This is a genomic window from Nonomuraea sp. NPDC052634, assembly GCF_040678535.1.
GTDB lineage: Bacteria > Actinomycetota > Actinomycetes > Streptosporangiales > Streptosporangiaceae > Nonomuraea > Nonomuraea fastidiosa.
The window spans coordinates 56,052-82,760 of sequence record NZ_JBFATY010000007.1 but is presented as its reverse complement, the minus strand read 5'-3'; the positions used below and the strand labels follow the sequence as shown (position 1 = coordinate 82,760).

General features: G+C 70.4%; 22 protein-coding genes. 7 read left to right on the top strand and 15 right to left on the bottom strand.

What is annotated here, in order from left to right:
- Window positions 1-122: 122 nt before the first annotated feature.
- Both AB0K67_RS27840 and AB0K67_RS27835 read left to right on the top strand, forming a co-directional pair.
- Window positions 123-935: a GntR family transcriptional regulator gene (locus AB0K67_RS27840; RefSeq protein ID WP_364066126.1), complete on the top strand. Its 813-nt coding sequence runs from the start codon at window positions 123-125 to the stop codon at window positions 933-935.
- Entirely contained in the window at window positions 928-1,488 is a 561-nt protein-coding gene (locus AB0K67_RS27835) for a GNAT family N-acetyltransferase (RefSeq protein ID WP_364066124.1), read from the top strand. Before AB0K67_RS27840 ends, AB0K67_RS27835 begins: the two co-directional genes overlap by 8 nt.
- A 10-nt stretch (window positions 1,489-1,498) precedes the next feature.
- Here the strand turns inward: AB0K67_RS27835 and AB0K67_RS27830 are convergent, their stop codons facing one another.
- Together AB0K67_RS27830 and AB0K67_RS27825 are read right to left on the bottom strand one after the other, a co-directional pair.
- Window positions 1,499-1,723, bottom strand: a complete 225-nt coding sequence (locus AB0K67_RS27830; protein WP_364066122.1) for a hypothetical protein — start codon at window positions 1,721-1,723, stop codon at window positions 1,499-1,501.
- An 87-nt stretch (window positions 1,724-1,810) separates the two neighbouring features.
- On the bottom strand, window positions 1,811-2,059 hold the full coding sequence (locus AB0K67_RS27825) for a hypothetical protein (protein WP_364066119.1): 249 nt from the start codon (window positions 2,057-2,059) through the stop codon (window positions 1,811-1,813).
- A gap of 101 nt (window positions 2,060-2,160) precedes the next feature.
- Here AB0K67_RS27825 and AB0K67_RS27820 point away from each other — a divergent pair, with 101 nt between their 5' ends.
- Window positions 2,161-3,390, top strand: a complete 1,230-nt coding sequence (locus AB0K67_RS27820) for an XRE family transcriptional regulator (protein WP_364066117.1) — start codon at window positions 2,161-2,163, stop codon at window positions 3,388-3,390.
- A gap of 174 nt (window positions 3,391-3,564) precedes the next feature.
- Here AB0K67_RS27820 and AB0K67_RS27815 read toward each other — a convergent pair whose 3' ends face one another.
- The gene (locus AB0K67_RS27815) at window positions 3,565-4,572 is read right to left on the bottom strand and encodes an endonuclease domain-containing protein (RefSeq protein ID WP_364066114.1); all 1,008 of its coding nucleotides are present in this window, start codon (window positions 4,570-4,572) and stop codon (window positions 3,565-3,567) included.
- A 725-nt stretch (window positions 4,573-5,297) separates the two neighbouring features.
- Here AB0K67_RS27815 and AB0K67_RS27810 point away from each other — a divergent pair.
- Window positions 5,298-5,909: an amino acid transporter gene (locus tag AB0K67_RS27810; protein WP_364066697.1), complete on the top strand. Its 612-nt coding sequence runs from the start codon at window positions 5,298-5,300 to the stop codon at window positions 5,907-5,909.
- A gap of 100 nt (window positions 5,910-6,009) precedes the next feature.
- Here AB0K67_RS27810 and AB0K67_RS27805 read toward each other — a convergent pair whose 3' ends face one another.
- From AB0K67_RS27805 to AB0K67_RS27795, 3 genes are all read right to left on the bottom strand, one after another.
- Window positions 6,010-7,542: a hypothetical protein gene (locus tag AB0K67_RS27805; protein WP_364066112.1), complete on the bottom strand. Its 1,533-nt coding sequence runs from the start codon at window positions 7,540-7,542 to the stop codon at window positions 6,010-6,012.
- Between the two features lies 1 nt (window position 7,543).
- Window positions 7,544-7,864, bottom strand: coding sequence for a hypothetical protein (locus AB0K67_RS27800; protein ID WP_364066110.1), 321 nt, complete (start codon window positions 7,862-7,864; stop codon window positions 7,544-7,546).
- Window positions 7,865-8,066: 202 nt separating this feature from the next.
- Window positions 8,067-8,663: a GntR family transcriptional regulator gene (locus AB0K67_RS27795; RefSeq protein WP_364066695.1), complete on the bottom strand. Its 597-nt coding sequence runs from the start codon at window positions 8,661-8,663 to the stop codon at window positions 8,067-8,069.
- A 62-nt stretch (window positions 8,664-8,725) separates the two neighbouring features.
- Here AB0K67_RS27795 and aceE point away from each other — a divergent pair, with 62 nt between their 5' ends.
- The gene (gene aceE, locus AB0K67_RS27790; protein ID WP_364066107.1) at window positions 8,726-11,182 is read left to right on the top strand and encodes a pyruvate dehydrogenase (acetyl-transferring), homodimeric type; all 2,457 of its coding nucleotides are present in this window, start codon (window positions 8,726-8,728) and stop codon (window positions 11,180-11,182) included.
- A 76-nt stretch (window positions 11,183-11,258) separates the two neighbouring features.
- Here the strand turns inward: aceE and AB0K67_RS27785 are convergent, their stop codons facing one another.
- The 7 genes from AB0K67_RS27785 to AB0K67_RS27755 all read right to left on the bottom strand — a co-directional run bounded on the left by AB0K67_RS27785 (window position 11,259) and on the right by AB0K67_RS27755 (window position 20,244).
- Window positions 11,259-12,554: a HAMP domain-containing sensor histidine kinase gene (locus AB0K67_RS27785; RefSeq protein WP_364066105.1), complete on the bottom strand. Its 1,296-nt coding sequence runs from the start codon at window positions 12,552-12,554 to the stop codon at window positions 11,259-11,261.
- On the bottom strand, window positions 12,551-13,240 hold the full coding sequence (locus tag AB0K67_RS27780) for a response regulator transcription factor (protein WP_364066103.1): 690 nt from the start codon (window positions 13,238-13,240) through the stop codon (window positions 12,551-12,553). Before AB0K67_RS27780 ends, AB0K67_RS27785 begins: the two co-directional genes overlap by 4 nt.
- Before the next feature lie 92 nt (window positions 13,241-13,332).
- The gene (locus tag AB0K67_RS27775) at window positions 13,333-14,673 is read right to left on the bottom strand and encodes a cation:proton antiporter (RefSeq protein WP_364066101.1); all 1,341 of its coding nucleotides are present in this window, start codon (window positions 14,671-14,673) and stop codon (window positions 13,333-13,335) included.
- Window positions 14,630-16,228: a cytochrome P450 gene (locus AB0K67_RS27770; RefSeq protein WP_364066098.1), complete on the bottom strand. Its 1,599-nt coding sequence runs from the start codon at window positions 16,226-16,228 to the stop codon at window positions 14,630-14,632. Before AB0K67_RS27770 ends, AB0K67_RS27775 begins: the two co-directional genes overlap by 44 nt.
- Window positions 16,222-17,292: an alpha-hydroxy acid oxidase gene (locus tag AB0K67_RS27765; protein ID WP_364066096.1), complete on the bottom strand. Its 1,071-nt coding sequence runs from the start codon at window positions 17,290-17,292 to the stop codon at window positions 16,222-16,224. The genes AB0K67_RS27770 and AB0K67_RS27765 overlap by 7 nt, the downstream gene beginning before the upstream one ends.
- A gap of 284 nt (window positions 17,293-17,576) precedes the next feature.
- The gene (locus tag AB0K67_RS27760; protein ID WP_364066094.1) at window positions 17,577-19,133 is read right to left on the bottom strand and encodes an NAD(P)-binding domain-containing protein; all 1,557 of its coding nucleotides are present in this window, start codon (window positions 19,131-19,133) and stop codon (window positions 17,577-17,579) included.
- A gap of 340 nt (window positions 19,134-19,473) precedes the next feature.
- Window positions 19,474-20,244 carry a DUF4352 domain-containing protein gene (locus AB0K67_RS27755; protein ID WP_364066092.1) on the bottom strand — a complete coding sequence of 257 codons (771 nt, stop codon included), beginning with the start codon at window positions 20,242-20,244 and terminating at the stop codon, window positions 19,474-19,476.
- 136 nt (window positions 20,245-20,380) lie between these two features.
- On the opposite strand from AB0K67_RS27755, the gene AB0K67_RS27750 reads away from it, so the two are divergent.
- Together AB0K67_RS27750 and AB0K67_RS27745 are read left to right on the top strand one after the other, a co-directional pair.
- Window positions 20,381-21,127 carry an SDR family oxidoreductase gene (locus AB0K67_RS27750; protein WP_364066089.1) on the top strand — a complete coding sequence of 249 codons (747 nt, stop codon included), beginning with the start codon at window positions 20,381-20,383 and terminating at the stop codon, window positions 21,125-21,127.
- Between the two features lie 93 nt (window positions 21,128-21,220).
- The gene (locus tag AB0K67_RS27745) at window positions 21,221-22,126 is read left to right on the top strand and encodes a hypothetical protein (protein ID WP_364066087.1); all 906 of its coding nucleotides are present in this window, start codon (window positions 21,221-21,223) and stop codon (window positions 22,124-22,126) included.
- A 70-nt stretch (window positions 22,127-22,196) separates the two neighbouring features.
- On the opposite strand, the gene AB0K67_RS27740 is transcribed toward AB0K67_RS27745, so the two are convergent.
- Together AB0K67_RS27740 and AB0K67_RS27735 are read right to left on the bottom strand one after the other, a co-directional pair.
- Entirely contained in the window at window positions 22,197-25,415 is a 3,219-nt protein-coding gene (locus AB0K67_RS27740) for an AAA family ATPase (protein ID WP_364066085.1), read from the bottom strand.
- Window positions 25,399-26,697, bottom strand: a complete 1,299-nt coding sequence (locus tag AB0K67_RS27735; RefSeq protein ID WP_364066082.1) for an oxygenase MpaB family protein — start codon at window positions 26,695-26,697, stop codon at window positions 25,399-25,401. The genes AB0K67_RS27740 and AB0K67_RS27735 overlap by 17 nt, the downstream gene beginning before the upstream one ends.
- Window positions 26,698-26,709: the final 12 nt, after the last annotated feature.

Below are 26,709 nucleotides of genomic sequence, written 5' to 3'. Positions count from 1 at the left end.
GTTCGGGCTGGTCAGACGGGCTGATCATCCCCGTGGTGCTGCTTATTTAAACAAGGCGAACAAGCGTGGTCAACGACCACTGGCATACTTGTTTGAACAAGGCGAATGAGAGGGGCTCGAACATGCCCAGCCAGAGGCGGCGCGACGCGCTGCGCGGGGACGTGTCGGCGCGGATCGCCGACGACCTGCGCCAGGCCATCCTCAGCGGCGAATATGCCGAAGGGGACCGGCTGCCCAGCACGTCGGAACTCATGGAGCAGGAGCAGGTGTCGTCGCTGAGCGTGCGACACGCCTACCAGGCGCTGATCAACGAGGGCCTGGTCGTGGCCGTGCCGAAGAAGGGCTTCTACGTCCGCGAGTCGCTGTGCATGACCTGGCACATGACGACCTGGCAGGACCCGAAGCGGCTGGCGACCGTCAAGACCGACGGCTGGACGGCCGACGTCGAGGCCGCCGGCTACTCACACCGGCAGACCATCAGCGTCAGCATCCTGCCGGGCAGCCACCTGGTCGCCGGAACACCCATCGCCAAGCGGCTCGACATCCCCGAGAGCGAGCGTGTCGTCGTACGCAGCCGCGTCCGCTACATCGGCCCTGGGCCGGACCAGCCCGCCAACGAGCCGGAGTCGCTGGCGGACTCCTACTACGCGTACAACCTCGTCAAGGACACCAAGATCATGGAGCCGGACAGCGTGAACACCGCGCAGGTCCTGGCCGAACTCGGGTGTCCGATGCGCGACCACATCGACGAGCTGACCCCCCGCATCGCCTCCCGGCAGGAGACGGAACGGCTGCAACTGGCCGGGGTCATGGCGGTGCTCGAAGTCGTGCGTACGACGCTGACCACGTCAGGCAAGCCGGTGCTGGTGCTGCACCAGATCAGGCCGGGGAACGGGTCGAAGTACATCTACCACGTGGAGGCCCGCGATGACTGACCGTCCCGTCCTCGTCGCCCGGCTCGCCGTCGAGAGCGACACCGAGCGCGTCATCGGCCTGCGGACCGAGTCCGAACGGTGGCTGGCCGAGCGCGGCATCCAGCAGTGGACGGCGAAGTGGGACGAGATCGGGCGGGAGAAGATCCGCCGCAACATCGCCAACCGGGAGACGTGGGTGTTCGAGACCGGGGGCCAGGTGGTGGCGACCGTCACCTTAAACAAGCGGCCGGACCTGGACTTCTGGGACCCCGAAGCCGATGGGCCGGCCCTGTACATGTACAAGCTGCTCGTCGCTCGGAGCCAGGCCGGCCGAGGGCTGGGTGCGGACATCGTGGACTGGTCGGTGGACCAGGCCTCGCAGCGCGGGCTCCCCTGGCTGCGGCTGGACGTCTGGCGCACCAACCATGGCCTACAGCGCTACTACCGGGAGCGCGGGTTCGAGCACGTACGGACCGTCGTGGTCGACGGGCGGGACTCGGGGGCGTGCTTCCAGCGGCGGGCGGTGCCCGTGTCGGTGCCGAACATCGTGCAGGAGCAGCGCTCCGTGACCTGAGGGGACGGTGTCATGGCACTCGTTTGTGCTGGTGAGCCTTCACCAGGGTGTTCCACACCTGGCGGGCTTGGAGGTAGCGGCCTCGGCCGGTCTCCTCGTAGCCGTTGTCGTCGGTATGGCGGAGGACGAAGAACTGGCCGGCCTCGCAGCACCATTCGTACTCGCCGCAGCACGAGGTCTCGGTCACACGGACCGGCCGGTTGCTGCACGGGATGTGCGGTTCCCAGTGGTACATGCGGCGTGCTTCCGGTGGCTCAGACGGCGAGGGCGACGCATGTGCGCGCCGCCCCCGGTGGTGCGTGCTGGTGTGGCGTGGCCGGCGTCAGTCGCACGCGGGGGTTTTCTCCGAGGGGAGGCGCAGCAGGGTCGCGCCGTAGATGTAGGCGGGGTCGGATGCGTAGCGATCGAGGCGTACGTGCTGGACCGCGCCGGTGGCGCCGGGCGCCAGCGACTCCAGGGCCTCGCGCAGGAGCGTCGCGGCACGTTCCAGTTCACCGGTGATGCCGCACGATCCCCGGCCCTTGTCGTCAGCGGCCGTCCACGAGTAGAAGCCATCGCTGTCGAAACGCACGACTACATGACAGCCACCAGCGGTACCACCCCTGTAGAGGACACCCAGAGGCGACCGTGTTGTCCGCCCCTCGTGTCCTCCCGTCCCCGCAGGAGCACCAGATGACCGGCACCACCAAGACCCCCGCCTGGGCCGCCCGTCTGCTCGCCGCCCGCAACGCCCGCGGCTGGTCCCAGCGCGACCTGGCCCGCGAGCTGATCAAAGCCTCCGACAAGCCGCTGACCGAGCTGCCCAACCTCATCCGCCGCATCCGGGGCCACGAGACCGGCGAACACCGCCCCGACGCCTTCTACACCCAGCTCTACTGCAAGGCGTTCGGCCTCACCGAAGACCAGCTCTTCGGCACCGTCACCAAGCCCGTCCCCGCCATCGCCCTGCCCACCCTGGCCCCCGACGCCGACCTGTACGAGCGCATCACCCGCGCCATCGATCAACCCTCCCGCGTGGACGCGGCCACCGTGCAATGGCTGGAACACTGCCTGGCCGAACACCGCCGCGTCGAAGACACCATCGGCAGCCGCCCCCTCCTCCCGCTCATCCACGCCCAGCTGTCCACCGTGGCCGACCTCGCCCGGGGAGCCCGAGGGCCGCTCGCCGACCGGGCCGTGGCCGTGCTGGCGCAGTACGCCCAGTTCATCGCCTGGATGTGCCACGACTCCCACCGCCACGCCGCCGCTTTGGCCTGGTACGACCGCTCCCACGCCTGGGCTCTGGATGCCGGCGACGCCGCCCTGGCCGCCACCACCCTCAACATGCGCGCCCACCAAGCCTGGAGCCTCGGCGACGCACCCCGCTGCGTCCGCCTGGCCGAAGCCTCCCGCTGGCACGACGGCCGCACCACCCCCGGCGTCCAGGGCATGGCCGCTCAGATGGCCGGCCGAGGCCACGCCCAGATGGGCGAGGCGAACCTTGCCCGCACCCGCCTCGCCGAAGCCGAAGAACTCATCCGCACCGCCGCCGAACACCCCGAAGACGAACCACCCTGGATGTACTTCTACGACGAGGGCTGGTTCCTCATGCAACGCGGCATGGCCGAACTCGAACTGGGCGACGGCCGCCGCGCCGCCGACTACCTCGAACGCGGCCTGTCCACCCTGCCCGAGCACTACCGCCGCGACCGCGCCTGGTACGGAGCCTGCCTCGCCCGCGCCCACCTCATGCAAGGCGACGCCGAAGCCGCCATCGCCACCGCCCTGGCCGTCGCCCCGGACGCCAAGGAAGTCAACGCCTACGCCGTGACCGAACTTCACCGCACCGCCCATGACCTCGCTGCAAGAGGCGCTCCTGGTGCCGAGGTGATCAGAAGTTCCTTGGCAGGCTCCAAGTCATAGATCAGTGTCCCCGTTGTCCCTCTGTCCCCGTGCCACTCTCGAAATGCGGTATCAACGGGACCAGGGCGTGGACGGACGGGGGCAGTGCTGATGGTGGTGTCCCCCGTTCACAAACACCAGCTCGAGTGATGCCCCCGGTGTTTCAGCGCATGCAACTAGGGTCAGCATCGGCGCCTATTCGTCTATGGTCTCTATAATTGCCGCCGAGCGAAACGTCGAAGGCAAATAAAGAACTTTGATATCCAGAATCTGACTAGGGGGCTGCTGGCGATAATTCTCGAAAAGTAAGCTTGTGGAGGTGCCTTCTAGTCTATTGCATCGATCACATAGGAGGCCGCGAATCCAGCCAGTTTTGTGATCGTGATCTCGTACAAGGGTGCCGTTCGATGGCCCCTGGCCGCAGACCCCGCACCTGCCGTTGTGCCATAGCTCCAGCATCCTGAAGGCTTCCGCATGTTCCGGCAAGACGCTGGAGGTACTCTGTGGGTGCTGAGCAGCTTGAATTCTCAGTTGCTTCAGAAATGTCTCATCGGCTTCCCATGACCAGCAGGCTGGTTGCAGAGTGGCTGAGGAAGGATCGAGATCGGGGAGCGGTGGCTTGCATGATCCGCACATCTTGGCTTGAGCAGCAGCAGTTCCGCGCCAGATCATTATTTCGCGTACGTAGTCGAGGCCGACTCGTCGTGGGTTGCGAGAGGACTGCTGAATTAAGTCCTCGAAGAAGGCTTCCAGATTTTCGTTGTGATATTCGAACATTATGCCGAAGGTGTGTAGGTCTTCGGGGAACGGTCGAAGGGAAGCCTTGGGCGGGTGTCGACAAGTAAGTGTATGAATCTTTCCCTTATTGAGGATATATGGAAAGTCGTCTGGATCAAGCCGTTCGTGACTTTCTGTCCATTCTCGGGCGATGCTGTGATATATTTCGCGGGCTTCGTCGTAATGCGACATTGCTCGGTCGCAAGATTCGCAGCAGCCACTTTCTCGCGTCGTCGCATCGAGAAGGTATTTTCGTGCCACCCTCGCGTCTATATCTCCGGCTGCAATGCGCTCGAGAATCCAGAGAACCGACGGTATGTCGATCTGCCAGTATTCAACTCGGCCAGAGGTTAAGGATGTCAGCGTCGAATTGTCATAACGATGACCGTTGATTTCGATGTGGAATGAATAGTTTCTACCTTGCACTGCCGCCCTCCGAAGCTCACTGTGCCCCTGGTCAATGGTTGATCGTAGTGACCGAGTGTGACATTTCAGGCCGATGCTGGCGGGAGCGGCGGCATCGCTATGACTTGCCCGAGGGTGCTGTGCAGTGCATGCAGCTGGCTCCGGCTGTCGAAGAGAGGTGATGCCATCGTGCACCTGTCCAGTCAGAACTGGGCTGAGTGACAGGCTGAGTGACAATCGCTGTGGTCGATCACGAACGTTGACAGACGCAGACGCACTCTTTCGGCAGGTCAGAGAGCGTACATCCCCCCATCGCATGCGGTGTTCGATTTGCTTCACACCGAAGAGGTCACTGGTTCGATCCCAGTATCGCCCACCACAAAGACGCGGGTAGACGGGGTTTCGGAGCTGATCCGAGGCCCCGTTCCTCGTATCTGGGGGCGCTGGGGAGCCGATCGGGGCGCCATCCCACTCCGGCTCCCTGTCGGAGACGGCTTGCGCTGAGCATGGTGTTGATCCTTTGGGCCTCCTCGATGATCCTCGGCTTACGCTCCCAGCGCAGCGCTCAGGCTTCCTCGGTTCGGACGCCCGCGGTGAGGCTTGGCCCATCACGCGGTTAGGTCGAAGCCATCCGGTACTGAACAGGCGCGAGTGGCGAGTGCTCCAGGGGCGGCGGTGAGGATGATCACCTGATGCGTACCCATGGCGACGCCCACCACCACGCTGATGGGAGAGGAACCCGGGTGATGGAGCTTGAGGACTCGTGGGGGCGCTGGGAGGCTGCGCCGCTGGGCGAGGTCGTCGCCCTGATGCGGGGGCTGGCGGCGCCGTGGTGGGTGGGCGGTGGGTATGCGATCCAGCTGGCTGTCGGCCACGCCTATCGCGAGCATGAGGACGTGGACATCGTGCTGCTGCGCCGGGATCAGCTCGAGGTGCGGCGGCTGCTGGACGGCTGGGACTTCCACGTCCCGGGCCTCACCGACGGACTGCGGCCGTGGGCACTGGACGAGGTGCTGCCCGGGCAGGCGCACAACGTCTGGGTGCGCGAGCGCCCCGGCGGACCGTGGCGGTTCGAACTCCTGCTGGAGGACGTCGATGGTCAGGAGTGGATCTACCGGCGCGACCGTCGGATCCGCCGCCCGCTGGCGGAGCTGACCGTCGAGGCGGACGGTCTTCGTCTGGTCGCCCCTGAGGTGCAGTTGCTCTACAAGGCCAAGGGCACGCGGCGAAAGGACGAGGTGGACTTCGAGGCGATTCTCCCCCGGTTGACGCAAGGCCAACGGTGCTGGCTGGAGGCGGCGCTAGAGGTCGGGCACGACGCACATCCCTGGCGCGAGCGCCTGCGCCACATGGCTTGACAGATCGGTCGCCCACGACGCTGCTTGTTCGTCGAGCGGCCTGGCCTGCTCGACGCGGTGTCCGTACCCTTCTCGCCTCTGGCCGCTCCGTTCACTCGAATCACGTCCGCCCGGTACTGGCCGCGATGCGCCGCCGTATGGCGGCCAGCGCACGATCGGCCCGGGAGAAATCGACGCGCGATCCCTGCCCGTCATCCGTGCTGACCTTGGTTGTCACCGTGAAACGGTCTCCTGGTACGACGAGCGTGAACCGTTCGGCCACAGTGTTCTTCTCCGGAGCATCCACAAACGCGTAGGTCGGTTCGGCGTCCTCGGTTTTCTTCGCGTCCGGAGGCAGATCCAGCCGGACCGTCTTCACATTCACCGAGACGATGTCCCGGTAGCGATATTCGCTGGTCTGTTCTTCCCGCTCACGCCTGCCGGTCACCGAGTCCAGCACCGTACGGTATGCGCCGAGTTTCTGATCCGCCATGCACACGACGAAGACCGTGTAGCGGGAGGCGACATACCCGTTGCCAACCCGGTGATGCCGGACCAGTTTTGTTTTCGGAGGATCGGCGGGGCCGACGATCACCAACGGCTCGGTGATGCGTCCGGTGGTGTGCAGCTCCTCCATCACAATGCCCAAGCGGGTGAGCGCGCGATCGACGATCACCTTGACGTCATGCTGCAGCCATCGGCTGATCTGCGCATCAGAAGGGAGAGCGTCCTCATAGACGCGGAGCTTGTCCTGGTAGTCGTTCATGGCACGGTTGAACGCGCGGTTGTTCCTCCAATTGGCGAACGCCGCTCCGCAGGTCAGCCAGCCGCCGAGAATGGTTGTGGCAAGGCCGATGATGCCGATGTACGGAGCCGGCGAAAGCAGCGAGCGGAGGGGATGCGCGTAAACGGTCAGCAGCGTAATGGCCACGCAGATGGTCATGCCGCCGCCCGCCAGCGGGAGAACTCCGTAGAGCGGATTCAGCCGCTGCTCCGGTACGGGCACCGTCGGGGGCGGCGTGAACAGGGTCCTCATGCGATGCTCGCGTTCGGCTTGTTCCTTATCGCTGAGCGCAGGAACACGAAGCGGTACGGTGGCGGTAGGGTTCACCCGCCGTTCGAGCGCCTGCCATGTCGGTGATTCGTGGACTCTGAGCGTCGTGACGATGCGCCGCGCCCACTCCAAGTCCAGGTTCGCGCTCGCCTCCTGAGCCTCCGCCGAAGGGCCGCCCTCGCTCGCGAAAGCGTGATCAAGATCTTCGTCGCAGATGGCCATGAGAACGACGGCCGCAGGTGACTCCGGATCGAGTTCACGTGCCTTGATGAGGAGCGAGTAAATCTCGTCCTGGACTTGATCATGATGGGCGCGAGGGCGTCGTCCTTGTAGTTTCGCGAAAGCCTCCTCCGTGCGGGTCTCGGACATCGTCCTCGGCGTGCCCGGTGGTTCGCGCTCGTGGTACGCGGCGTAATTCTTGCACGCCTGTTTCCATTGGCGTTCGGCCAGCGCCCGCCGAGCCGCGTCCAGATGATCCTGTGGCGTGCGGCTCTCCGCGTAGAAATTGTTGTGCTGATTCTCGACCGGGGCGAAGTTGTTGACATGCATCTCGCCCGGATCGGGAACAGCGGTATCACTGCCGCTGGCGAGATCGGTCATCTCATCCGCCGACGATCCCCGATATCGCGGTGATCGCGGCGGCGATCTTTGCTACTTCGTCGGCGGAGGCTCCTCCGACCGCGAGCATGTCTCGGAGTCTCTGCAGCGACGCTTTGAGTCGGCCGGTAGGTCGCCCGTCCGCACCGTTCAAGCTCTCCTCGGCTTCGGTGACGACCTCCGTCCCGATGACCTGCGGAATAGCCCCGGCGGCGATCAGCTTCCTGAGCTGTGCGATTCCATCCTGAATATCGTCCCTGGGAAAGGAGAAGCTGCGGTCGATGTTGGTCTGGTTGGTCACCGGCCCGAAATTGTTGACCTGCACGACGCCTCCTGTCGGTTCGGCGTGCCCATCTCCTCGTCGAATGAAGAATCAAGGCGGCACCGGCCGTATATCGTTCCAGGGAGCAAGAGCGTTGCGCGCCGCGGCGGAATACCGGGAATCGGGTAAAAGTATCCGGATGGATAGCCGTTCTCGATGAGATGCCGGATTACGCCCGTGCGCCACAGATCGGGCCGGTGGCGCGTCAGGGGACATACGCCAGGACGTGGTCGCGAAGGAGGGCGGGAAGGGCGGGGTCGTCGCGTTCGATCGCCTCCACGAGCGGCTCGTGGTCGCACGCGTTGTCGTACGGCCGCAGCCCCAGCAGGCGGATCGACAGGTGGGTCCAGACCTCGACCCCCAGCGATTCCCACACCGACAGCAATACCTCGTTTCCCGCCGCCGCCACGATCTCGCGGTGGAAGGCCACGCCGTGGCGGACCTGGTCAGTACGGGAGCCGGTGGCGATGGCCCGGCGCAGGTGGCGTAGGTTGTCTCGGAGCGCGTCGGGGGAGGGGCGGCCAAGACGGACGGCCGTCTCCTCGAGGCCGGCTCGCACCTGGTAGACCTCCCGCAGGTCGGCCTCGGTGAAGCCGCGCACCTGCGCGCCCTTGTTAGGGGAGGTTTCGATCAGCCGCAGTGTCTCCAGCTCGCGGAGCGCCTCGCGTACCGGGGCCTGGCTCACGCCGAGCTCAGCAGCCAGCCGGCGCTCGACGATGCGATCGCCGGGCGCCCATCGGCCGTTGATCAGCCCCTCAACGATCGAGGTGCGGATCTGTTCGCGCAACGGGACCCTCACCACCGGTTTCACGCCACGATCCTAGCCGCCTTCGCACATCGGATGATCGATCATAGGATGGATGTATGGAGACAGACTGGGACCCCCAAGAGACGGCGGAATGGCTTGAGTCGCTGGAAGCCGTCCGCCGGGAGGCCGGCCCCGACCGGGCCGAGTTCCTGCTGCGGCGGCTGGCCACGAGCAGCCGCTACGTCAACACGGTGCCGACCGAGGACGAGCCCGAGTACCCGGGCGATCTAGAGCTGGAAGAGCGCATCGCGGCATACGACCGCTGGAACGCCGCCGCGATGATCACCAGGGGCAGCAAGCTGGGGCTCGGCGGCCACCTGTCCACCTACGCCTCTGCCGCCTGGCTCTACGAGGTCGGTTTCAACCACTTCTTCCATGGTGAGCACGACCAGGTGTACTTCCAGGGGCACGCCTCGCCGGGCATCTACGCCCGCGCGTTCCTGGAGGGCCGCCTGAGCGAGCAGCAGCTCGACCTGTTCAGGCGCGAGCCGGAGGGCGGCCTGCCGTCCTACCCGCACCCGCGGGCGATGCCGGGGTTCTGGCAGTTCCCGACCGTGTCGATGGGCCTGGGGCCGCTCAACGCGGTCTATCAGGCACGGTTCAACCGCTATCTGCACAACCGTGGCATCAAGGACACCTCGGCCTCTCACGTATGGGCGTTCCTCGGTGACGGTGAGATGGACGAGCCGGAGGCCACGGCGGCGCTGACGCTGGCCGCGCGCGAGGGTCTCGACAACCTCACCTTCGTGATCAACTGCAACCTGCAGCGGCTCGACGGCCCCGTACGCAGCAACACCCGCATCGTGCAGGAGCTGGAGGGCGTCTTCCGCGGCGCGGGCTGGAACGTCGTCAAGGCGCTGTGGGGCCGCGACTGGGACCTGCTGCTGCAGGACGACGAGCTGGTGGCGCGGCTGGCGGAGGTGCCCGACGGGCAGTTCCAGACGTTCGCCGCCTCCTCCGGCGAGTACATCCGCGAGAAGCTGTTCCACGGCCTGAAGGCGCCGGTCTCGGACGAGGAGCTGCGCCGCATCGTGGGCGGCTCGCGGGCGGGTCACGAGCCGCGCAAGGTGTACGCCGCCTACCGCCGCGCCGTCGACCACAAGGGCGCCCCCACGGTGATCCTGGTCCAGACGGTCAAGGGCTGGACGCTCGGCGCGGGCGTCGAGGCGCGCAACGCCAACCACCAGATGAAGAAGCTCTCCCAGGACGAGTTCCGCGCCCTGCGCGACCGCCTGGGCCTGCCGATCAGCGACGAGGCGCTCTCCGGCGAGCTGCCCCCCTACGCGCACCCCGGCCCCGACTCGCCCGAGGTCCAGTACGTGCTCGAGCGGCGCCGCGCGCTCGGCGGCCCGGTGCCGGCGCGGAAGGTGTCGTACCACCCGCTGCCCGTCCCCGCCGACCGCAACTTCGCCAAGCTGGCCAAGGGCTCGCAGCAGCCGGTCGCGACCACGATGGCGCTCGTGCGGCTGCTGAAGGACCTGATGCGGGAGCCGGAGACGGGCCGCCGCTGGGTGCCGATCGTGCCCGACGAGGCGCGTACGTTCGGCATGGAGTCGCTCTTCCCCTCAGCGAAGATCTACTCGCCGCTCGGCCAGCGCTACGACGCGGTGGACCGCGACCTGCTGCTCGCCTACACCGAGTCCACGGAGGGGCAGATCCTCCTCGAGGGCATCACCGAGGCCGGCTCGATGGCGTCGTTCACCGCCGCGGCCACCAGCTACGCCACCCACGGCGAGCCGATGATCCCGCTCTACATCTTCTACTCGATGTTCGGCTGGCAGCGGACCGGCGACCAGATGTGGGCGCTGGCCGACCAGCTCGGCCGGGGCTTCCTCATCGGCGCCACGGCGGGCCGCACCACCATGACGGGCGAGGGCCTGCAGCACGCCGACGGGCACTCCCAGCTGCTCGCCTCGGCCAACCCGGCCTGCCTGGCGTACGACCCGGCGTTCGCGTACGAGATCGGCGTGATCGTCCGCGAAGGGCTCCGGCGCATGTACGGCGAGCAGGGCGAGGACGTGTTCTACTACCTGACCGTCTACAACGAGCCCAAGCCGCAGCCCGCCATGCCGGAGGGCGTCGAGGAGGGCATCATCAAGGGCATGTACCGCTTCCGCGAGGGCGGCGGGCAGGCCCACCTGCTGGCCAGCGGCACCGCGATCCACTGGGTGCTGGCGGCGCAGGACCTGCTGCGCGAGGAGTACGGCATCGGCGTGGACGTCTGGTCGGTCACCTCGTGGAGCGAGCTGCGCAGGGACGCGATGACGGCGACGGGCGTGCCGTACGTCCAGGAGGCGCTCGCCGGGGCGAACGGGCCGGTGATCGCGGTCAGCGACTGGATGCGGGCGGTGCCCGACCAGATCGCCCCCTGGGTACGCCAGCCGTGGACCTCGCTCGGCACCGACGGCTTCGGCCTGTCGGGCACCCGCGAGTCCGTGCGCGAGCACTTCGGCGTCGACCCCCGCTCGATCGCGGACGCCGTGCTCAAGGCCGTCCAGGGGAACGCCTCCTGAGCCCTCACGCGCGATCGTCAGGCCGTATGTGAACAAGAGCCGGGCGGGGAGTCCCCCGCCCGGCTCTGCGGCGCTCTCACGGCTTCCAGGCCGGTTCCGGGCGGGGCTCGACGGCGGGTCCCGGCGCGTGGGCGGGCAGGCGTACGGTGAAGGTCGCGCCCTCACCGGGCCGCCCGTCCGCGGTGATCGTGCCGTGGTGGCCCTCGACCACCTCGCGCACCAGCGCCAGCCCGAGCCCGAACCCGGTCCCCTCGAACCGGCCGAACAGCCGCTCGGCGTCCCCGGGGTCCAGGCCCACGCCGTCGTCCTCGACGGTGAGCAGCACGACGCCGGGCTCGCCGGACAGCCGCACGCGGATGTGCCCGCCGGGCCCGGTGTGGCCGAGCGCGTTGTCCAGCAGCGCCGAGACGACCCGGCGCAGGGCCGACTCGACCCCGCGTACGACGTGGTCGCCGGGACCGTCGCAGCGGACCTGCAGGTCCACTCCGCGGGCGGCGGCCCTGGGGCTCTCCGCCGCGACCGCCTCGGCGGCCAGCACGGCGAGGTCCACCGGCCCGAACGGCCGCCGCAACTGCTGGAACTGGGCCGAGCGCAGCAGGTCCTCCACCACCTCGCCGAGCTGCCTGGTGCCGGTCACGAGGTGATCGACCTCGTCGATGAGCAGGATCGGGTCGGTGCCGCCGCGCAGCCGCCGCGACAGGAGCTGGGCGCGGGTGTTCAGCCGGGTCAGCGGGGTGCGCAGCTCGTGGCTGACGTCGGCGGCGAAGCGCCGCTGCCTGGCCAGTGCCTCGCCCAGCGGCGCGATGGCCCGCCGGGACACGACGTGGCCGACGACCAGCGCGGCCAGCAGCCCGGCCACCTCGGCCCCGATCAGCGTGTGCAGCAGCCGCTGCCGCTCCGACACTTGGTAGCGCAGGTCGAGCGCGGCCTGCACGACGGTGTCGCCGCGGCGGCGGGTGTGCACGAGGTACTCCTGCCCGGCCACCGTGACCTCGACGGTCTCCTTGCTCTCGCCGCCGCCCGCGACGTGGTTGAGCGAGCTGCGGACGGGCAGCTCGGCGGGCGCGCCGGGCGAGGCGGCGATCGTGCCGTCGGCGCGCAGCTCGTACAGCCAGACGCAGGGCGGCGGGTACGCGACCGGCGAGCGGGCGGCGGTGACGGTCAGGTCGCGCAGGGCGGCGGTGCCCTGGCTGTGCACCATCGCGCACCACACCAGCACGCCGACCAGCGCGAGCACCACCGAGAACGCGCCCGCCACCTGGAAGGTGATGCGCCGCCTGGCGCGGGCCAGCAGGCGGCGGTCGGGATCGGGATCGGGGCCGGGCGGCCTGCCGGGGTCCGCCGGGCGGCGCAGCGGCGCGATGACGCTCACAGCGAGCCCAGGCGGTAGCCCACGCCCCGTACGGTGCTCACCACACCTTGTCCCAGTTTGCTGCGCAGGTAGTACACGTAGGTGTCCACGATCGACTCCTTCTTCGCCCCGTCGAAGACCTGCTGGCGCAGCGCCCTGCGGGTGTGCACCTGCCGCGGGCGCGCGGCCAGCGCGCTGAGCAGCCTGCACTCCTGCCCCGACAGCGTCACCTGCTCGCCGCTGGGCAGCCGGACGATGTGCGCCTCGGCGTCCAGCCAGCCGTCGCCCAGCGGCAGCAGCGTGGCCATGTCGAGATTGCGGCGGTGCAGCGCCCGCACCCTGGCCAGCAGCTCGTCGATGTCGAATGGTTTGACCAGGTAGTCCTCCGCGCCGGCGTCGAGCCCTGTGACCCGGTCGGAGACCGAGCCGAACGCGGTCAGCAGCAGCACCGGAGTGGTGATCGCCTGCCGCCGCAGCCGGCGCAGCAGGTCGATCCCGTCCATCGAGGGCAGCCCGCGGTCGACGATGAGCACGTCGTACGGGCGGCTCAGCCCCAGATGCAGCCCTCGCTGCCCTTCCGGCGCCAGATCGACCGTGTAGCCCTGCTCGGTGAACAGGTCGACCAGCATCTGCCCTAATTCGCGGTCGTCCTCGACGAGCAGCAGCCGGCGGGAGGGCGAGCCGGCCGTGCCTGTAGTCCCAGCCACGGCACCACGGTTACACCACTGTGGCGGAAAAACCAGGTCCACTTCGCCTCCGGAGTCCCAGAAGTCGTGTCTGCAGCGGCCGACCTGGGCGATCATGAGGAATTGGACTGCAACTCCACGGGCTGCGGCGCGGGCGCGCCGGTCTTCCTGGTGCTGAGCTCCAGGCGCTCGGGCAGCGCGAGCTTGTACAGCGGCATCGCGCCCGCGGTGGTGAGCACGGCCACGAGCACCAGCATCGAGAACAGCTCCGTGGTGATCATCTCCTGCGCGAGCCCGATGTTGATGAAGATGAGGATCATCAGGCCGCGGGCGTTCATCAGCCCGCCCACCGCGTACGACTCCCGCCACGAGAACCCGAGCCCTCGCATCGCCAGCGAGCACCCGAAGTACTTGCCGGCGAACCCGGCCGCCAAGATCAGCAGGAACGCCAGCACCATCGAGCCGCCGGCGATGCCGCCGAGCTGGGTGTTCAGGCCGGAGAACGTGAAGAAGACCGGCAGCAGCAGGGTCGAGACGACGTCCATCATGCGGCCGTGCAGCATCTGGCGGAAGGCGGCGTTCCTGGGCATCGCCAGGCCCGCGAAGAAGCCGCCGAAGACGGAGTAGACGCCGATCCAGTCCGTGATCCAGCCGGCGGCCAGCGGGACGAGGATGACGACGTACATGCCGGTCGGGCCGAGCCGCCCCGTGCGTGCGACGCTCTCGCCCAGCGGCCGCAGCAGCGGGGCCACGACCTTCAGCATCACGATCGCGAACACCGCGGTCAGCGCGATGGTGGGCAGCGCGCCCGTCACGCCGTCGCCCAGGTGCATGGCCGTCAGCACGGCCAGCAGGCACCAGGCGAGCGCGTCGTCGATGGAGGCGCCGAGCAGGGAGAGCCGGCCGAGCGGCGAGTTCTCCAGGCCGCGCTCGTACAGGATCCTGGCCAGCATGGGGAAGGCGGTCAGCGAGAGCGCGCCCCCGACGAACAGGGCGAACTGCATCGGCGGCACCTCGGGGCGGGACAGCAGGTCGTACAGGACGAGACCGGCGCCCGCGCCGAGCAGCAGCGACGGCAGGATGCCCGACGCCGCGAGCACCGACGCCTTGCGGGCCTCGCCGGGCGTGCCGGCGCTGTGGTCGAGGCCGGCCCCGACCAGGAACATGTAGAGGGTCAGGCCGATGGTGCTCAGCACGTACAGGACCGGCCGGACGTCGGGCGGGAAGAGAGCCGCCTGCGCCTCGGGGAACAGCCAGCCGAACAGCGTGGGGCCGAGCAGCACGCCGGCGACCATCTCGCCGAGCACGCGCGGCTGCATCACGAGCTGGGCAAGCCGGCCGCAGATCGCCGCCGTGACGAGGATGACGACGAGCGCGGGCAGGACTTTGAGCACCAGGGCGAGGTTGGGGTCAGCGGGTGCGGCGTGAGCCAGGGTGACGACCATGGTGTGCATACCGGTTCTCCGCATCGAAGGCGTCGGAAGCGTCAGGAGCGTCGGTGGTGCGGTCAGGAGCGTCGGTGGCGCGGTCGGGGGCGTCGGTGGTGCGGTCAGGGGCTTCGGCGGCCGTCGGGGCCTCCGTCTCGGCCGGGTCGCCTTCCTCGGCCGGGTGGCGTTCCTCGGCCGGGTCACGGGCGGCGGCCTCGGCGAAGTGGCGCTCGCACAGCCGCAGCCGGTGCGCGTCCCAGACCATGTACGTGCCGAGCACGAGCTGCACGAGGCTGCGCCAGACGTCCTCCCAGCGGTCGCGCACCCGCATGTAGGCGAGCGCGAGACGGGGCCGGTGCGGGGCGCCGCGCGGGGTGAGCAGGCAGGGCCCGCGGCTGGGCAGGGACCTGGTGTGGGAGACGGACGAGTCCAGCACGTAGCGGTCCAGGACCTCCCGCGCCACCACGCGCATGACGATCGGCGCCAGCCGCCAGGCCGGGCAGGGGCGGTTGGCCGCGACGCCGAAGGGGATGTGGTTGAGCTCCTTGGCGGGCCGGTCGAACCGGCCGGGATCGAAGCGATCCGGATCGGCGAACCCCGCCCGGTGGAACTCCGGATAGTTGAAGCAGAGCACCGAGCCGGCCGGGATCGTGGTGTGCTCGTCCAGCGCGATGTCCCCGCTGGTGATCCGGTGGGCGATGCCGAACAGCGGATACAGCCGCAGCGTCTCGTTGATCACCCGGTCGAAGTGGCGGTCGTCGGACGTCCGCGCGCGCTCCTGCTCCTCCGGATGCCGGGCGAGGACGAGCAGCAGGTGCGCCATGCCCTCGGAGAGCTGCACGACGGCGGTGTTGAAGAACGCGCCCTGCAGGTAGTACGCCTGCTCCAGCGGCGTCAGCCCGTCAGGCAACGGCACCCTGACCTTGTCCAGGCGGGGCAGCAGGTAGCGGGTCAGGCGGTCACGGCGGTCCATGTGCCGCAGGCCCGTGCACTTGAGCGAGGTGACGACGTCGTCGGCGTTGGCCGCGATCAGGTCGCGGGCCTCGCGCGGGCAGGGTTCGGCGAAGACCAGCTCGTACGCGAACTCCGCCCACAGCGGCATCATCAGATCCCGCAGCCTGACCATCCCCCGCACGCCCTCGAGACGGCGGGCCGCGCAGCGGCGGGCCAGCTCCTCGGCCTCGGCCTTGGGCACCGCGAGCAGGGAACGGGTGGTGCGGGCCACGGCGTCGTACCGCTCGCCCGGCTCCAGGTGCTCCTGGTGCATCTCAGGGCCGGGGGACAGCCAGTACCAGAACAGGTCGGACAGGGCCGCGCCCCTGCTGCGCCCGTTCGCGGCCGGATGGGAGTACAGCTCGCGGAAGCGGTCCACACCGGCCAGGCCGCCCGGCACCGGGATGCCCTCGTCGCCGTTGATCCTGGCGAACACCCGCTCCCGCAGCGCCACCACCCGGCGCGGCAGCCAGTACGGCAGGCTCACCAGCACAGCCACCACCGCGAGCGCCACGGCGATCGGCACGGCGATCGGCACGGCGATCGGCACGGCGATCGGCACGGCGATCGGCACGGCGACGGTCAGCATGGCGGCACCACGCTCCGCACCATGTCGGGGGTCAGGTCGCCGACGCCGGCGCAGCCGCACAGCGTCATGGCCTGCTCGACCTCCGCCCGCAACAGGCCGAGCACGCCGGCCACGCCCGGCTCGCCGCCCGCGGCCAGGCCCCACAGCACCGGCCTGCCGACCGCGACGGCGGCGGCCCCCAGCGCCAGCGCCTTGACCACGTCGGTGCCGCGCCGCACCCCGCCGTCCACGAGTACCGGTACCGTGCTCCCGTCCGGGCCCGCGACCTCGGCCACGATCTCCGGCAGCAGGTCGATCGCCGTGGGCACGCCGTCGAGCTGCCGGCCGCCGTGGTTGGACACCATGATCGCGGCCGCGCCGTGCTCGATCGCGAGACGGGCGTCGGCCGGGTGCGTGACGCCCTTGACCACGATCGGCAGGTCTGTCATGCGGCGCAGGACGGCCAGGTGCTCCCACGACAGCTCCGGCCACATCGCGATCGGCCGCACCGGGCCGCCGGGGCCGTCGCGCAGGTTCTCGCAGTGCAAGTGCGCGGGCAGGTCGAGGAAGCGGTTGCGGATGTCGCGCCGGCGCACGCCCATGACCGGCGAGTCCGCCGTGACCACCAGCGCCCGGCAGCCCGCCGACTCGGCGCGGCGCACGATGCGCTCGGTGAAGGCCAGGTCGGGCTGCACGTAGAGCTGGAACCACAGCGTCGCCCCCGGCGCGGCGGCGCCCACCTCCTCGACGGCGACCGTGGCGGCCATGCTCACGATCATGATGGTCTCCGCGGCGGCCGCGGCCCGCGCGGTGGCCCGCTCGCCCTGCGGGTCGGCGAGGCGGTGGAACGCCGTCGGGGCGATGAGCACCGGCATCGACGCGCGGCAGCCCAGCAGGGTCACACCGGTCTCCGGGCGGCCCGCGCCGCGCAGGACCCTCGGCACCAGCGCGAGCCGGTCGAAGGCGGCCACGTTCGCGCGCAGCGTGATCTCCTCGCCCGCGCCGCCGGCGAAGTAGTCGTAGTGGGCGGGGGCGAGGCGCTCGCGGGCGGCGGCCTCGTAGTCGCACAGCCGCCAGCCGCTCATGGGGCCGCGCGCCTCGGTGGCCGCCGGGTGCGCCTCGGTGGCCGTCCGGTGCTCCGACGGGCCATGCGGACCGAGCGGACCGGGCTCTCGGTGTGCGGTGGGTTCCGGGCGTGGAGCGGGTTCCTGGTGTGCGGTGGGTTCCCGGTGTGCGGCGGGTTCAGGGCGTGGGACGGGTTCTGGGCGTGCGGCGGGTTCCAGATGTGCGGTGGGTTCAGGGCGTGCGGCGGGTTCCGGGTGCGGGGCGGGGGCCCGGTCGTCGACGGGGGTGGCCATCGTCGTGCGCATCACGCCGGGACCGCGGCCGCGCGCCGGGCGAAGAAGGCCCGCAGCGGCTCGACGTGCACCTCGGGGGAGTCCCACTCGTTCTCCAGGTTCTCCGTCACGTGGTGCACGGCGACGGGCTCGCCGGGGAGGTGATGGCGGACGACCGGATGCAGGTAATGGCCCTCGTGCGCGCGGGCCGCGTCACCTTGGCTCGGCCGGCTCACCTCGATGTCGAACGGGTCCACCTTGTCGTGGTCGGGGCCGTACTCCAGGGTGATCGAGAAATGGCCGTGCGCGCCGATCGGGTCCTCCTGGAGGTCGTACGGCACCTCTTCGAAGTAGCGCGCGGTGCCGCCGTCCACCGTGATCACGTCGGCCAGCAGGCCGAACTGCTGCCACAGGGCCGAGGTGCGGTTGATCCTGGCGATCACCGCGTCGGCCATCGCCGCCGGGTCGGCGGGCAGCTCCCGGCTCGGCCACGGCACCCCGTGGTAGCGCTGCTCCAGCACGCGGTGCAGCGCCCGCGCGCCGTAGCGGAAGCCGTGGATGAAGCCGCTGGTGCCGCACTTGAAGTCGCGCGACTGGGTGAGGGTGCCCGCGAAGTACAGGCCGGGCACGTTCACCGACTCGTACGCGGGCGTCAGCTCAGGGAACCTGCCGTTCGCCGCCGGCATGGGCAGGCAGTCGTCTGCGAAGATCGAGGAGTCGAAGCGGAACCCGGTGCACAGGATGACCTTGTCGTACGGGATGTCCTTGGTGACCTCGTTGACCCGGACGAAGGCGACGGTCACCAGGTAGGTGCCGTCGGGTTGCCGCTGGATGTTCCTGATGTGCCCGTCGAGCACGGCGTTCTGGGACTTGAGCTGGTAGGTGTCCAGCATGCCGTTGTTGATCGCGCGCAGGTGGCCCACGTAGTGGGTGCGCCAGGCCAGGCGCAGCGAACGGGGGCCGGCGATGTGGATGACCGCGGCCGTCTCCATCAGGTTGTCGGCGGTCTCGAACGCGGAGTTGCCCTTGCCGACGATGAGCACCCGCTGGTCGGTGTAGTCGGCGGGGTCGAGGGAGGCGGTGCCGTACAGGTCGGCGGTCTCGATGCCCGGGATGGGCGGGATGTTGGGCTTGCTCACCCCGGTGGCCACGATGACGCGCCGCGCCTCGAACGTACGGCCGTCCTCGGCCGTCACCACGAACGGTCCCGGGCGTTCCACCCTGGCCACGCGGGTGCCGTACGCGATGCGCAGATCGCGCGCCCGCGCGAAATCGCCGAGATAGCGGACCATGTCATCGGCATGCGGGAAATATCGGTCGCTGTAGCGGGTGAACAGCAGCTCCGGATCGTCCGACAGCAGGGAGTTCCAATCCATCCGCAGATTGAGCTCGGGATCGTCCCAGCCGGTGTGCTTCTTGTTGATCGAGATGAGCGTGCGGTGGCGCGGGAACGTGCGGAAGAACTGTCCGGGCTCCGCCCCCGCCTCCAGGATCAGGTAGTCGCGGCCGGCTTGCTGCAGGAAGTGACCGAGCTGCAGGCCCGCGGGGCCGGCGCCGATCACCAGGTAGTCCAGGGATTTGTCCGCCATTGCCGCCTCCGTCAGACAAAGTGCTTGACAGGACGATCGACATTTTTGGCAAGGAAATCTCAGAGAATGCTCAGAGCATCGTCCGCCCGTTCCTTCTCCGGCCCGCCCCGGCGTGCGGGGTTCGATGCGTGAGGGTGCGCGGCCCGCAGCTCGGCGCGGCCGAGGCCGCGCGCCGCGACCCCGGCGCGGCAGCAGGCGTGGCCCCCAGGGCCGGGGCCGCGCGGCCTTCCTGCGGGACTCCGCCGACGATCCCCGTCTGGGACGGGCCGTGTGCGTGTCAGGCGGTTGAGCGCGGGGCGGGCGTCGGGCGAGGGTCCACTCGGCTAGCGCGGGGCGGGCGTCAGGCGAGGGTCCACTCGGCTCTTTGCGAGCCCAGGCCGCCCCTGATCGCGTACTGCAGCTTGGCCGCCCGCGCCGTCTGCGGCACCTCGAACACCACCACGCCCTTGCGCGAGTCGCCGCCGCTGATCGACACCGTGCCGCCGAAGTCCTGGCCCTCGCTGATCTGCTTGAAGCTGGGCGTGTACTGACGGCTCTCGTGGTCGATGAGCCAGACACTCGTCAGCGGCGAGTCGCTGTAGTCGGTCTGGCCGGTGTTGGCGAGGGTGAGCTCCACCGCGATGAGCTTCTTGCCCGCCGCGGGCTTGAGAAAGTCGTTGGCGGGCGTGGCCGGGTCGATGACGCGGCCGACGGTCACGGTGACCTTGAGGCCGGGGTCGGTGGCCTGGAGCGCGATGGAGCCGCCCAGGCCCGCGGTGCCCTGCCCCTGCACCGTCTGCTGAGGCTGAGCGGCCGGGTCCGTGGGCTGGGCCTGCGCGGGGTCGTGGAAGGACTGGGCAGGGCCGGGCTCCTGGGTGCCGGCCAGCGGCTCCCTGGACGGCATGACCATGGTGGCCGACCCGCGCGTGTCCGGGCCGCCGTCCTCCGTCAGCACGATGGCCAAGGACGCGCCGCCGCCGGCGAGCAGCAGCGGAAGCCCGACCACGAGCAGCACGATCAGCGGAAGGTTCTCGTTGCGCGGAGCCGTGGGCGGCCCGTGGTGCGGCTGCCAGTACGGCGGCGGAGGGCCGTAACGCGGCGGCTGCCAGTACGGCGGGGGCGGGTATCCCACGGGTGACTCCTGGTAGGCGACGGGAGAGATGGGACGTTCCACCCGGCCATCCGGTTGTCCTTGATCGGTTTCCGGGGGCGCTGTCCATCCTAGGCCGCCGGACGGCCGCTGCCGAGCGTCCCATATCGTGCGGGGGATGAGCAGACGTGGAGTACTTGTCACAGGGGCGTCGCGAGGCATCGGACGGGCCGTCGCGGCGGCCTTCGCAGAACGTGGCGACCGGGTCGCGATCCACCACCGCGACTCCGCCGAGGCGGCCCAGAGCCTCCTCGAATCGCTGCCGGGCGACGGGCACGTGGTGGTCCAGGCGGACCTGGCCGACCCCGAGGCGGTCAGGACCATGGTGGACGCGGCGGCCGGCGAGCTGGGCGGCCGGATCGACGTCCTGGTCAACAACGCGGGCGTGTTCCTGCACCACCCGATCATCGAGCTGTCGTACGAGGAGTGGCAGGACGCCTGGCGGCGCACCCTCGGCGTCAACCTGATCGGCGCGGCCAACGCCGCCTGGTGCGCGCTGCGGCACATGGGCGAGGGCGGCAGGATCGTCAACGTCTCCTCGCGCGGCGCCTTCCGCGGCGAGCCCGACAGCCCGGCGTACGGCGCGAGCAAGGCCGGTCTGAACGCCCTCGGCCAGTCGCTGGCCGTCGCCCTGGCCCCGCGCGGCATCGCGGTGGCCACAGTCGCCCCCGGGTTCGTCGAGACCGACATGACCAACGAGCACCTCAAGCCCCCGCGCGGCGACGCGATCAAGGCGCAGAGCCCGTTCAACCGGGTGGCGCGCCCCGAGGAGATCGCCGCGGCCATCGTGTACCTGGCCTCGCCGGAGGCCGAGTGGGCCAGCGGGGCAGTCCTGGACCTCAACGGAGCCTCATACCTGCGCTGATGCCCATATGCCGGGGATCTCGTGATCTGTCGGCATTTCAGGGTTATCTTGAGGTTTCAGGACACCTCGGGACCCGGTCGTGAGGGGGTCGGTGTGGCCACTCGCCGCGGCTACGCGTGGTCGTCACTGGCGATCTGCGTGGCGATCGTGCTCTCCGCCTTCCTCCTGCACGGCGTGTTCGGCGAGGTGGGCCTGCTGTACACGGTGCTGCTCATCCCGATGGGCCTGGCCGTGTTCATCGTGGCGCACGACGTGCTCAGCCGAAGGAACACGGCGGCGGCCGAACGGCGGCGGCTGGCCGGGGAGCGCGAGCACGTCCGCCGCACGGTCGACTTCATCGCCGACCCCGACCTGACCGAGCAGCAACGGCTGGCCGTCATCGACGCGCTCATCCCGCGCGTACGTCGCGTGCGGGACCGGCAGAAGGACCGGTACCCGGACCCGCACGAGGACCCGTTCACGGTCCGGTACGTGATCGTCTCCGAGCTGTCACCGCCCGCCCGCGCCCTGCTCGAACGCGCTCGGCGGGCGGTCACCTCCGTCTACGCCTCGCGGGCCATGCGCCTGCGGCTGCTCGACGGGCCGGCCAACGAGATGCTGCTGCCCCGGCAGATCTGGGAGATCGCGCTGCTGCTGCGCGCCCAGACGCGGCTGTGGCAGGAGCAGGAACGGGCCATGAGCGGCGTCGTGACGCCCGAGCTGCGGGCCGTGCTCGAACCGCAGCAGGAGGCGCTGCGCCGCTCGGCGGCGGCCGTGAAGGCCCGGGTGGAACGGCTGGAGCGCTACGCCCGCCGGATCGCCGAGGCCGACGCCGCGCTGCGGGCCCGCGACGCGCTGGCGGCCAACCACAAGTATCGCGCGCTGCTGGCGCGCACCGACGACGCCGAAGGGCCGGCCGTCTTGGAGGCCCAGGCGGAGGCGCTGGAGGAGACGCTGGCCAGGAGCGTCCGCGAGGCCGCCGAAGCCGGCCACACCCTGACCATGCCGGCCGCACCCTGACCATGCCGGCCGCACCCCGCGCGCCGGGCCGCCTGCCAGGCCGTTGCCTAGGGTTCGCCGGGCGCGGCGATCAGACGCGGGCGCGCCGCTCCAGCAGGAGCGCGCCCCGCCCGGCGAGCAGCGTGCGGCACCAGCCGCGCAGGTCCGCCGCCTTCGGCCCGTCCACCTCACCCGTGTCGAGCAGGTCGGCCCAGTCGAGCAGCGACTCGGCCAGCATCAGCGGCACCCCTCGCCGCTCGTGCACCTCGGCCGCCGCCTCGAAGTGCCCGGCGGCCCGCTCCTTGTCGCCCATCGCCACGCACAGGTGCGCGAGGTAGTGGTGCCCGCAGTGGTGGGCGACCGTGCCGTGCCCGAACGTCTCACCACCGCCGGCGAGCCGGTCGTACAGCCGCTCCGCCAGCTCGGCGCGGCCCAGCCGGGCGGCGGCCACGGCGAGGTTGTCCAGCGCGGGCCGGTGGGCCATGTTGCGCGGCGGGGTCTCGCCGCCGCCCGCGAGTATGCGGTCGAGCAGCGGCCCGGCCTCCTCGTCGTCCAGCTCGCACAGGTAGCGCAGCACCGCGTGCACCGGGTCCACGCGGGGGCCCTGCCCGGCCCTGCGCAGCCGGTCGCGCAGCTCCCACAGCCGCCCCTGGAGCCGCCGGATCTCCGCGATCTGCTCGGAGAAGATGGCCACCGCCTCAAGACGGCGGCCGATCTCCGAGCCGAGCCGCAGCGCCGCCTCCGCCTCGGCCTCGGCCTGCGCCAGGTCGCCCTGCATGAGGGTCAGCCCGGCCTTGGAGTAGCCGATCAGCCAGGTGAGGTGCGGCTGGCCCAGGCGGTGTGCCAGCTCGTCGGCCTGGTCGAGCAGCGCCGCCGCCCGCTCCACGTCGCCGCTGTCGAGCACGGGAGGGGTGCGCTGCACGTACGCGTGGAACAGCGCCAGGTCGTCGCCGGTGCGGCGGGCCGCCTCCAGCATCTCGTCGCCGTCGCGGTGGCGCTGATGCAGCGGGTCGGCGGGGATGATGGTGAGGCTGCGCATGCCGAGCACGCTGGCCAGCGTGCGCGGGTCGCCCGACTTGCGGGCCAGCGCCACCGCCTCGTCGCTGAGCGCGAAGCGGCGCTCGCCGTCGGGCGCCCAGATCAGCTCGGAGGCGAGCTGCGCGGCCAGCAGCGCCCTGGTGCTGACGTCGGTGGAGTCGACGACCTTGCGCGCCTCGGTGAGCAGCGCGATGCGCTCCAGGTCGGGGGCCGCCGAGATGCTGCTGCCCCGGTCGCCGCCGAGCGCCGCGGTGACGATGAGGTCGTTGCGCTCGCACTCCCTGGCCAGGTCGGCGGCGTCCAGCAGGGTGCGGCGGGCGTCGGGGTGCCCGGCCAGCCACATCGCCCTGCCGCACTCGACCAGCAGCTCGGCGCGGCGTTCCCGGGTGGCGCCGGGGGAGTCGGCGAGCAGGCCGAGCGCCCGCTGGTACCAGGTGACCGCCTCGCGGTGCGCCAGCCCGGCCAGCGCGTGCTGGGCGGCGTGCACGGCCGCGTCGGCCGCCGCGCTCACCCGGGCCGGGTCGCGGCCCTGCTCGGCGGCGGCCAGCAGATGGGCGGCCACCACGTACGGCCTGGTCCGCATCGCGTCGGGATCGGTGGCGAGCAGCGCGTCGGCCACCCGCCCGTGCAGCAGCGCGGCACGCGGGGCCGAGAACGTGGTGTACAGGGCGGTCCTGGTCAGCTCGTGGGAGAACTGGCAGGACCCGTTGTCCAGCATGGTCACCAGGCCCGTGCCCATGGCCTCCTCGACGGCGGCGACGAAACGCGGCTCGTCCAGGCCGAGACCGCCGCGCAGCTCGGCCGAGTCCATGCGCTCGCCCACCGCGAGCAGGCTCACCAGGTCGCGGGCGTCGGGGTGGAGCTGCGCCAGGCGGGCCGTCACCATCCGGGTGACGGAATCGGGCACGGCCAGCGCGTCGAGGTCCTTGCCCGCGGCCAGCTCCCTGATCACCTCGCTGAGCAGGAACGCGTTCCCGCCGGTGATGCGGTGCAGCCGCTCGGCGTCGGCGCGCGCCCGTGACTGCGTGAGCGCGTCGCTCACCTCGTCGACCCCGAACGCCGGCACCGGGATCACCCGCGCGTCGGCGGTGAGCTTGTGCAGCTCGGGCAGCGTCTGGGAGGGCGCGGAGTCGACCGGCACCGGGCGGGACATGGCGAGGACGAGCAGCGGCAGCGCGTCGGAGTCCCACATCAGGGCGCTGAGCATCTGCAGCGACTCCAGTGTGGCCCACTGCAGGTCGTCGACGATCAGCAGCACCGGGCGCACGGTGGCCAGGCGCTCGATCAGCGTGCGGGCCGCGGCCATGAGCTGGTAGCGCTCGGAGACGGGCTCGGTGGCCGGCGGCACCTGCAGCGACAGCGGCGGCGCGGCCAGCGACGGCGCGAGGCGTACGAGCTGGCCGCACTGCTGGTCGATGCCGGCCCGCAGCAGCAGCGCGGGCGAGGTGCGGGCCAGCCGCTCCACGGCGCCCGCGATCGGCTCGTACGCCTTGCGCGCCGGATCGGTGCACCGCCCGGCCAGCACCGTGAACTGCCGCTTGAGCGCCCGCCGCGCCACCTCGGAGGCCAGGCGGGTCTTGCCCACGCCGGGCTCGCCCTCCAGGATCACCAGCTTGCCGCCGAACTCGGCCGCCGCCAGCTCGCCGTCCAGCGCCCGCAGCTCCTGCTCGCGGCCCACGAACGGCAGCGCGTCGCCGTACTCCAGCCACGGCGCGAGCCCGCCGCCGAGATGGTGGTCGGCGCTCTGCCAGTGCAGCTCGTAGGTGTGCAGCGGCTCGCGCAGGCCCTTGCCGGGCAGCCGCCCGAGGTCCTTGAACTCGTGCCGGCTGCGCCCCTGTGCCAGCCGCCGCACCAGGTCCGTGCAGAGCACCTGGCCGCCTTCGGCCACCGCGACCAGGCGGGCCGCCTCCACCGTCGGCAGCCCGCTCACATCGTCGTGCCCCCAGCACACGTCGCCCGCGGCCAGCGCCGCCCTGATGGAGATCTTCTCCATCGCCCGCTCGTTCTCGTCGGCCACCGCCTGCTGCACCGCGATGATCGCGTCCAGTCCGGCCGTGGCCGAGTCGAACACCGCCATGAGCCCGTCGCCCAGGCTCTTGGTGAACGACGAGCCGCTCGCCGTCACGACCGAGCGCAGCAGCTCGTACAGGCGGCGGAAGACGACGTTGGCGCGCTCCTCGCCGAGCCTGATGCGCAGTGCGGTGGAGCTCACCACGTCGGTGAACAGGATGGTCGCCGTGGTGAGCGTGCCCGGCTCATGTGGGGCTGTCACTGTGCGGCCCTTTCCGCCCGCGGGCGGGCGCTCGTAGCCTCGTGCGTACGTTCCTGCGCATCGCGCGGGCCTTCACCGCGGCGCGCGACTGCCTGATCCGCCAGGCGCGGGCCAGCTCATCCGGGATCCTGAACGCCGCCTGCCCGTCGGAGTGGCGGTCGATCATGGCGACCACGATGTGCCGCCCGGCCTTCCGTACCAGCCAGCGAATCACACCGTCCACCGGCCCGGCCAGCCACGAGGCGCGGTGCGCGGCGCGCGCGGCGGCGAACAGCGCGGTGAACCACCAGGCGGGCGCGGGCACCGCCAGCAGCTCGGGCACCCGGTGCGCGCCGTACGGGGCGTCCCTGAAGATCCAGTGGACCAGGCTGCGCGGCATCTTGCGCCAGCCCAGCGGCATGAACGCCTCCATCTCCCGCAGCATCACCGACATCAGCAGCCGGCCCTCGTCGCTGGCCTCCAGCAGGCGGCCCAGGCGCGCGCTGACCGGCTCGACGTCGTCGAGCGTGAGCGGCCCTTCGCGGCAGACCTCGATGCCCATGAGGTGGCCGAAGACGCTCCAGGTGTAGAGGTTGGCGGCGCGCTCCTCGTCGGTCAGCACCACGCCCATGGTCTCCATGGCCTCCCAGGTCACCACGGAGAAGTCGAAGAGCGTGGCGAGCAGCAGCTCCTGGTTGACCGGCGGCCCGAACCGCTCGGTGTCCCACGTGTCGCCGTACCGCTCGTCGACCAGGGCGCGGACGAACGAGTGCAGGATGCGCAGCCCGATCGCCGTTGTGTGCCCGGGGCCGCCGGGCTGGAGGCTGTCGGACGTCTTCAGCCCCATCACGTCCACCAGCATCTGCCCGGTCTCGGCCACCCTGCGGGTCATGGCGTGCGTGGCGAGGTTCGAGACGCCGGCCAGCACCTTGGCGCTGGACACCTCCGCGTACGCCATGGGCAGGCAGGCGAAGAACAGCGCCGCCGACTGATACAGCCCGTAGTCGGCGAAGACGGCCTGCCCTCTGGCCAGCAGCTCCCGGTCGTTCCCCCACTCCGGCAGCTCCTTGGCGAAGTCGAGCGCGTCGAAGATCTTCGTGGCCGGCGGCTCCGCCTCGGGGTCGCGCGCCGCCCGCTTGGCCGCCCCCAGCTCCGCGACCACCGCCTTGACCAGCTCCAGCGCGTCCCGGCCCGGGGGCTGCGCCTGCAAGTACTCGGCGACCACCTTGTCGACGTCGGGATCGGCCGACTGCCGCAGCCGCCGGAACCGCTCCTGCGGCCAGCGCTCGTCGAGATCGTTCATATGCCCCGTACT

Excerpts from the sequence above, each read along its gene's own strand:
- AB0K67_RS27840 (WP_364066126.1), top strand. The coding sequence starts at position 123 with ATGCCCAGCCAGAGGCGGCGCGACGCGCTGCGCGGGGACGTGTCGGCG.
- AB0K67_RS27835 (WP_364066124.1), top strand. The coding sequence starts at position 928 with ATGACTGACCGTCCCGTCCTCGTCGCCCGGCTCGCCGTCGAGAGCGAC.
- AB0K67_RS27830 (WP_364066122.1), bottom strand. The coding sequence starts at position 1,723 with ATGTACCACTGGGAACCGCACATCCCGTGCAGCAACCGGCCGGTCCGT.
- AB0K67_RS27820 (WP_364066117.1), top strand. The coding sequence starts at position 2,161 with ATGACCGGCACCACCAAGACCCCCGCCTGGGCCGCCCGTCTGCTCGCC.
- AB0K67_RS27810 (WP_364066697.1), top strand. The coding sequence starts at position 5,298 with ATGGAGCTTGAGGACTCGTGGGGGCGCTGGGAGGCTGCGCCGCTGGGC.
- AB0K67_RS27805 (WP_364066112.1), bottom strand. The coding sequence starts at position 7,542 with ATGACCGATCTCGCCAGCGGCAGTGATACCGCTGTTCCCGATCCGGGC.
- aceE (WP_364066107.1), top strand. The coding sequence starts at position 8,726 with ATGGAGACAGACTGGGACCCCCAAGAGACGGCGGAATGGCTTGAGTCG.
- AB0K67_RS27775 (WP_364066101.1), bottom strand. The coding sequence starts at position 14,673 with ATGCACACCATGGTCGTCACCCTGGCTCACGCCGCACCCGCTGACCCC.
- AB0K67_RS27770 (WP_364066098.1), bottom strand. The coding sequence starts at position 16,228 with ATGCTGACCGTCGCCGTGCCGATCGCCGTGCCGATCGCCGTGCCGATC.
- AB0K67_RS27765 (WP_364066096.1), bottom strand. The coding sequence starts at position 17,292 with ATGAGCGGCTGGCGGCTGTGCGACTACGAGGCCGCCGCCCGCGAGCGC.
- AB0K67_RS27760 (WP_364066094.1), bottom strand. The coding sequence starts at position 19,133 with ATGGCGGACAAATCCCTGGACTACCTGGTGATCGGCGCCGGCCCCGCG.
- AB0K67_RS27750 (WP_364066089.1), top strand. The coding sequence starts at position 20,381 with ATGAGCAGACGTGGAGTACTTGTCACAGGGGCGTCGCGAGGCATCGGA.
- AB0K67_RS27735 (WP_364066082.1), bottom strand. The coding sequence starts at position 26,697 with ATGAACGATCTCGACGAGCGCTGGCCGCAGGAGCGGTTCCGGCGGCTG.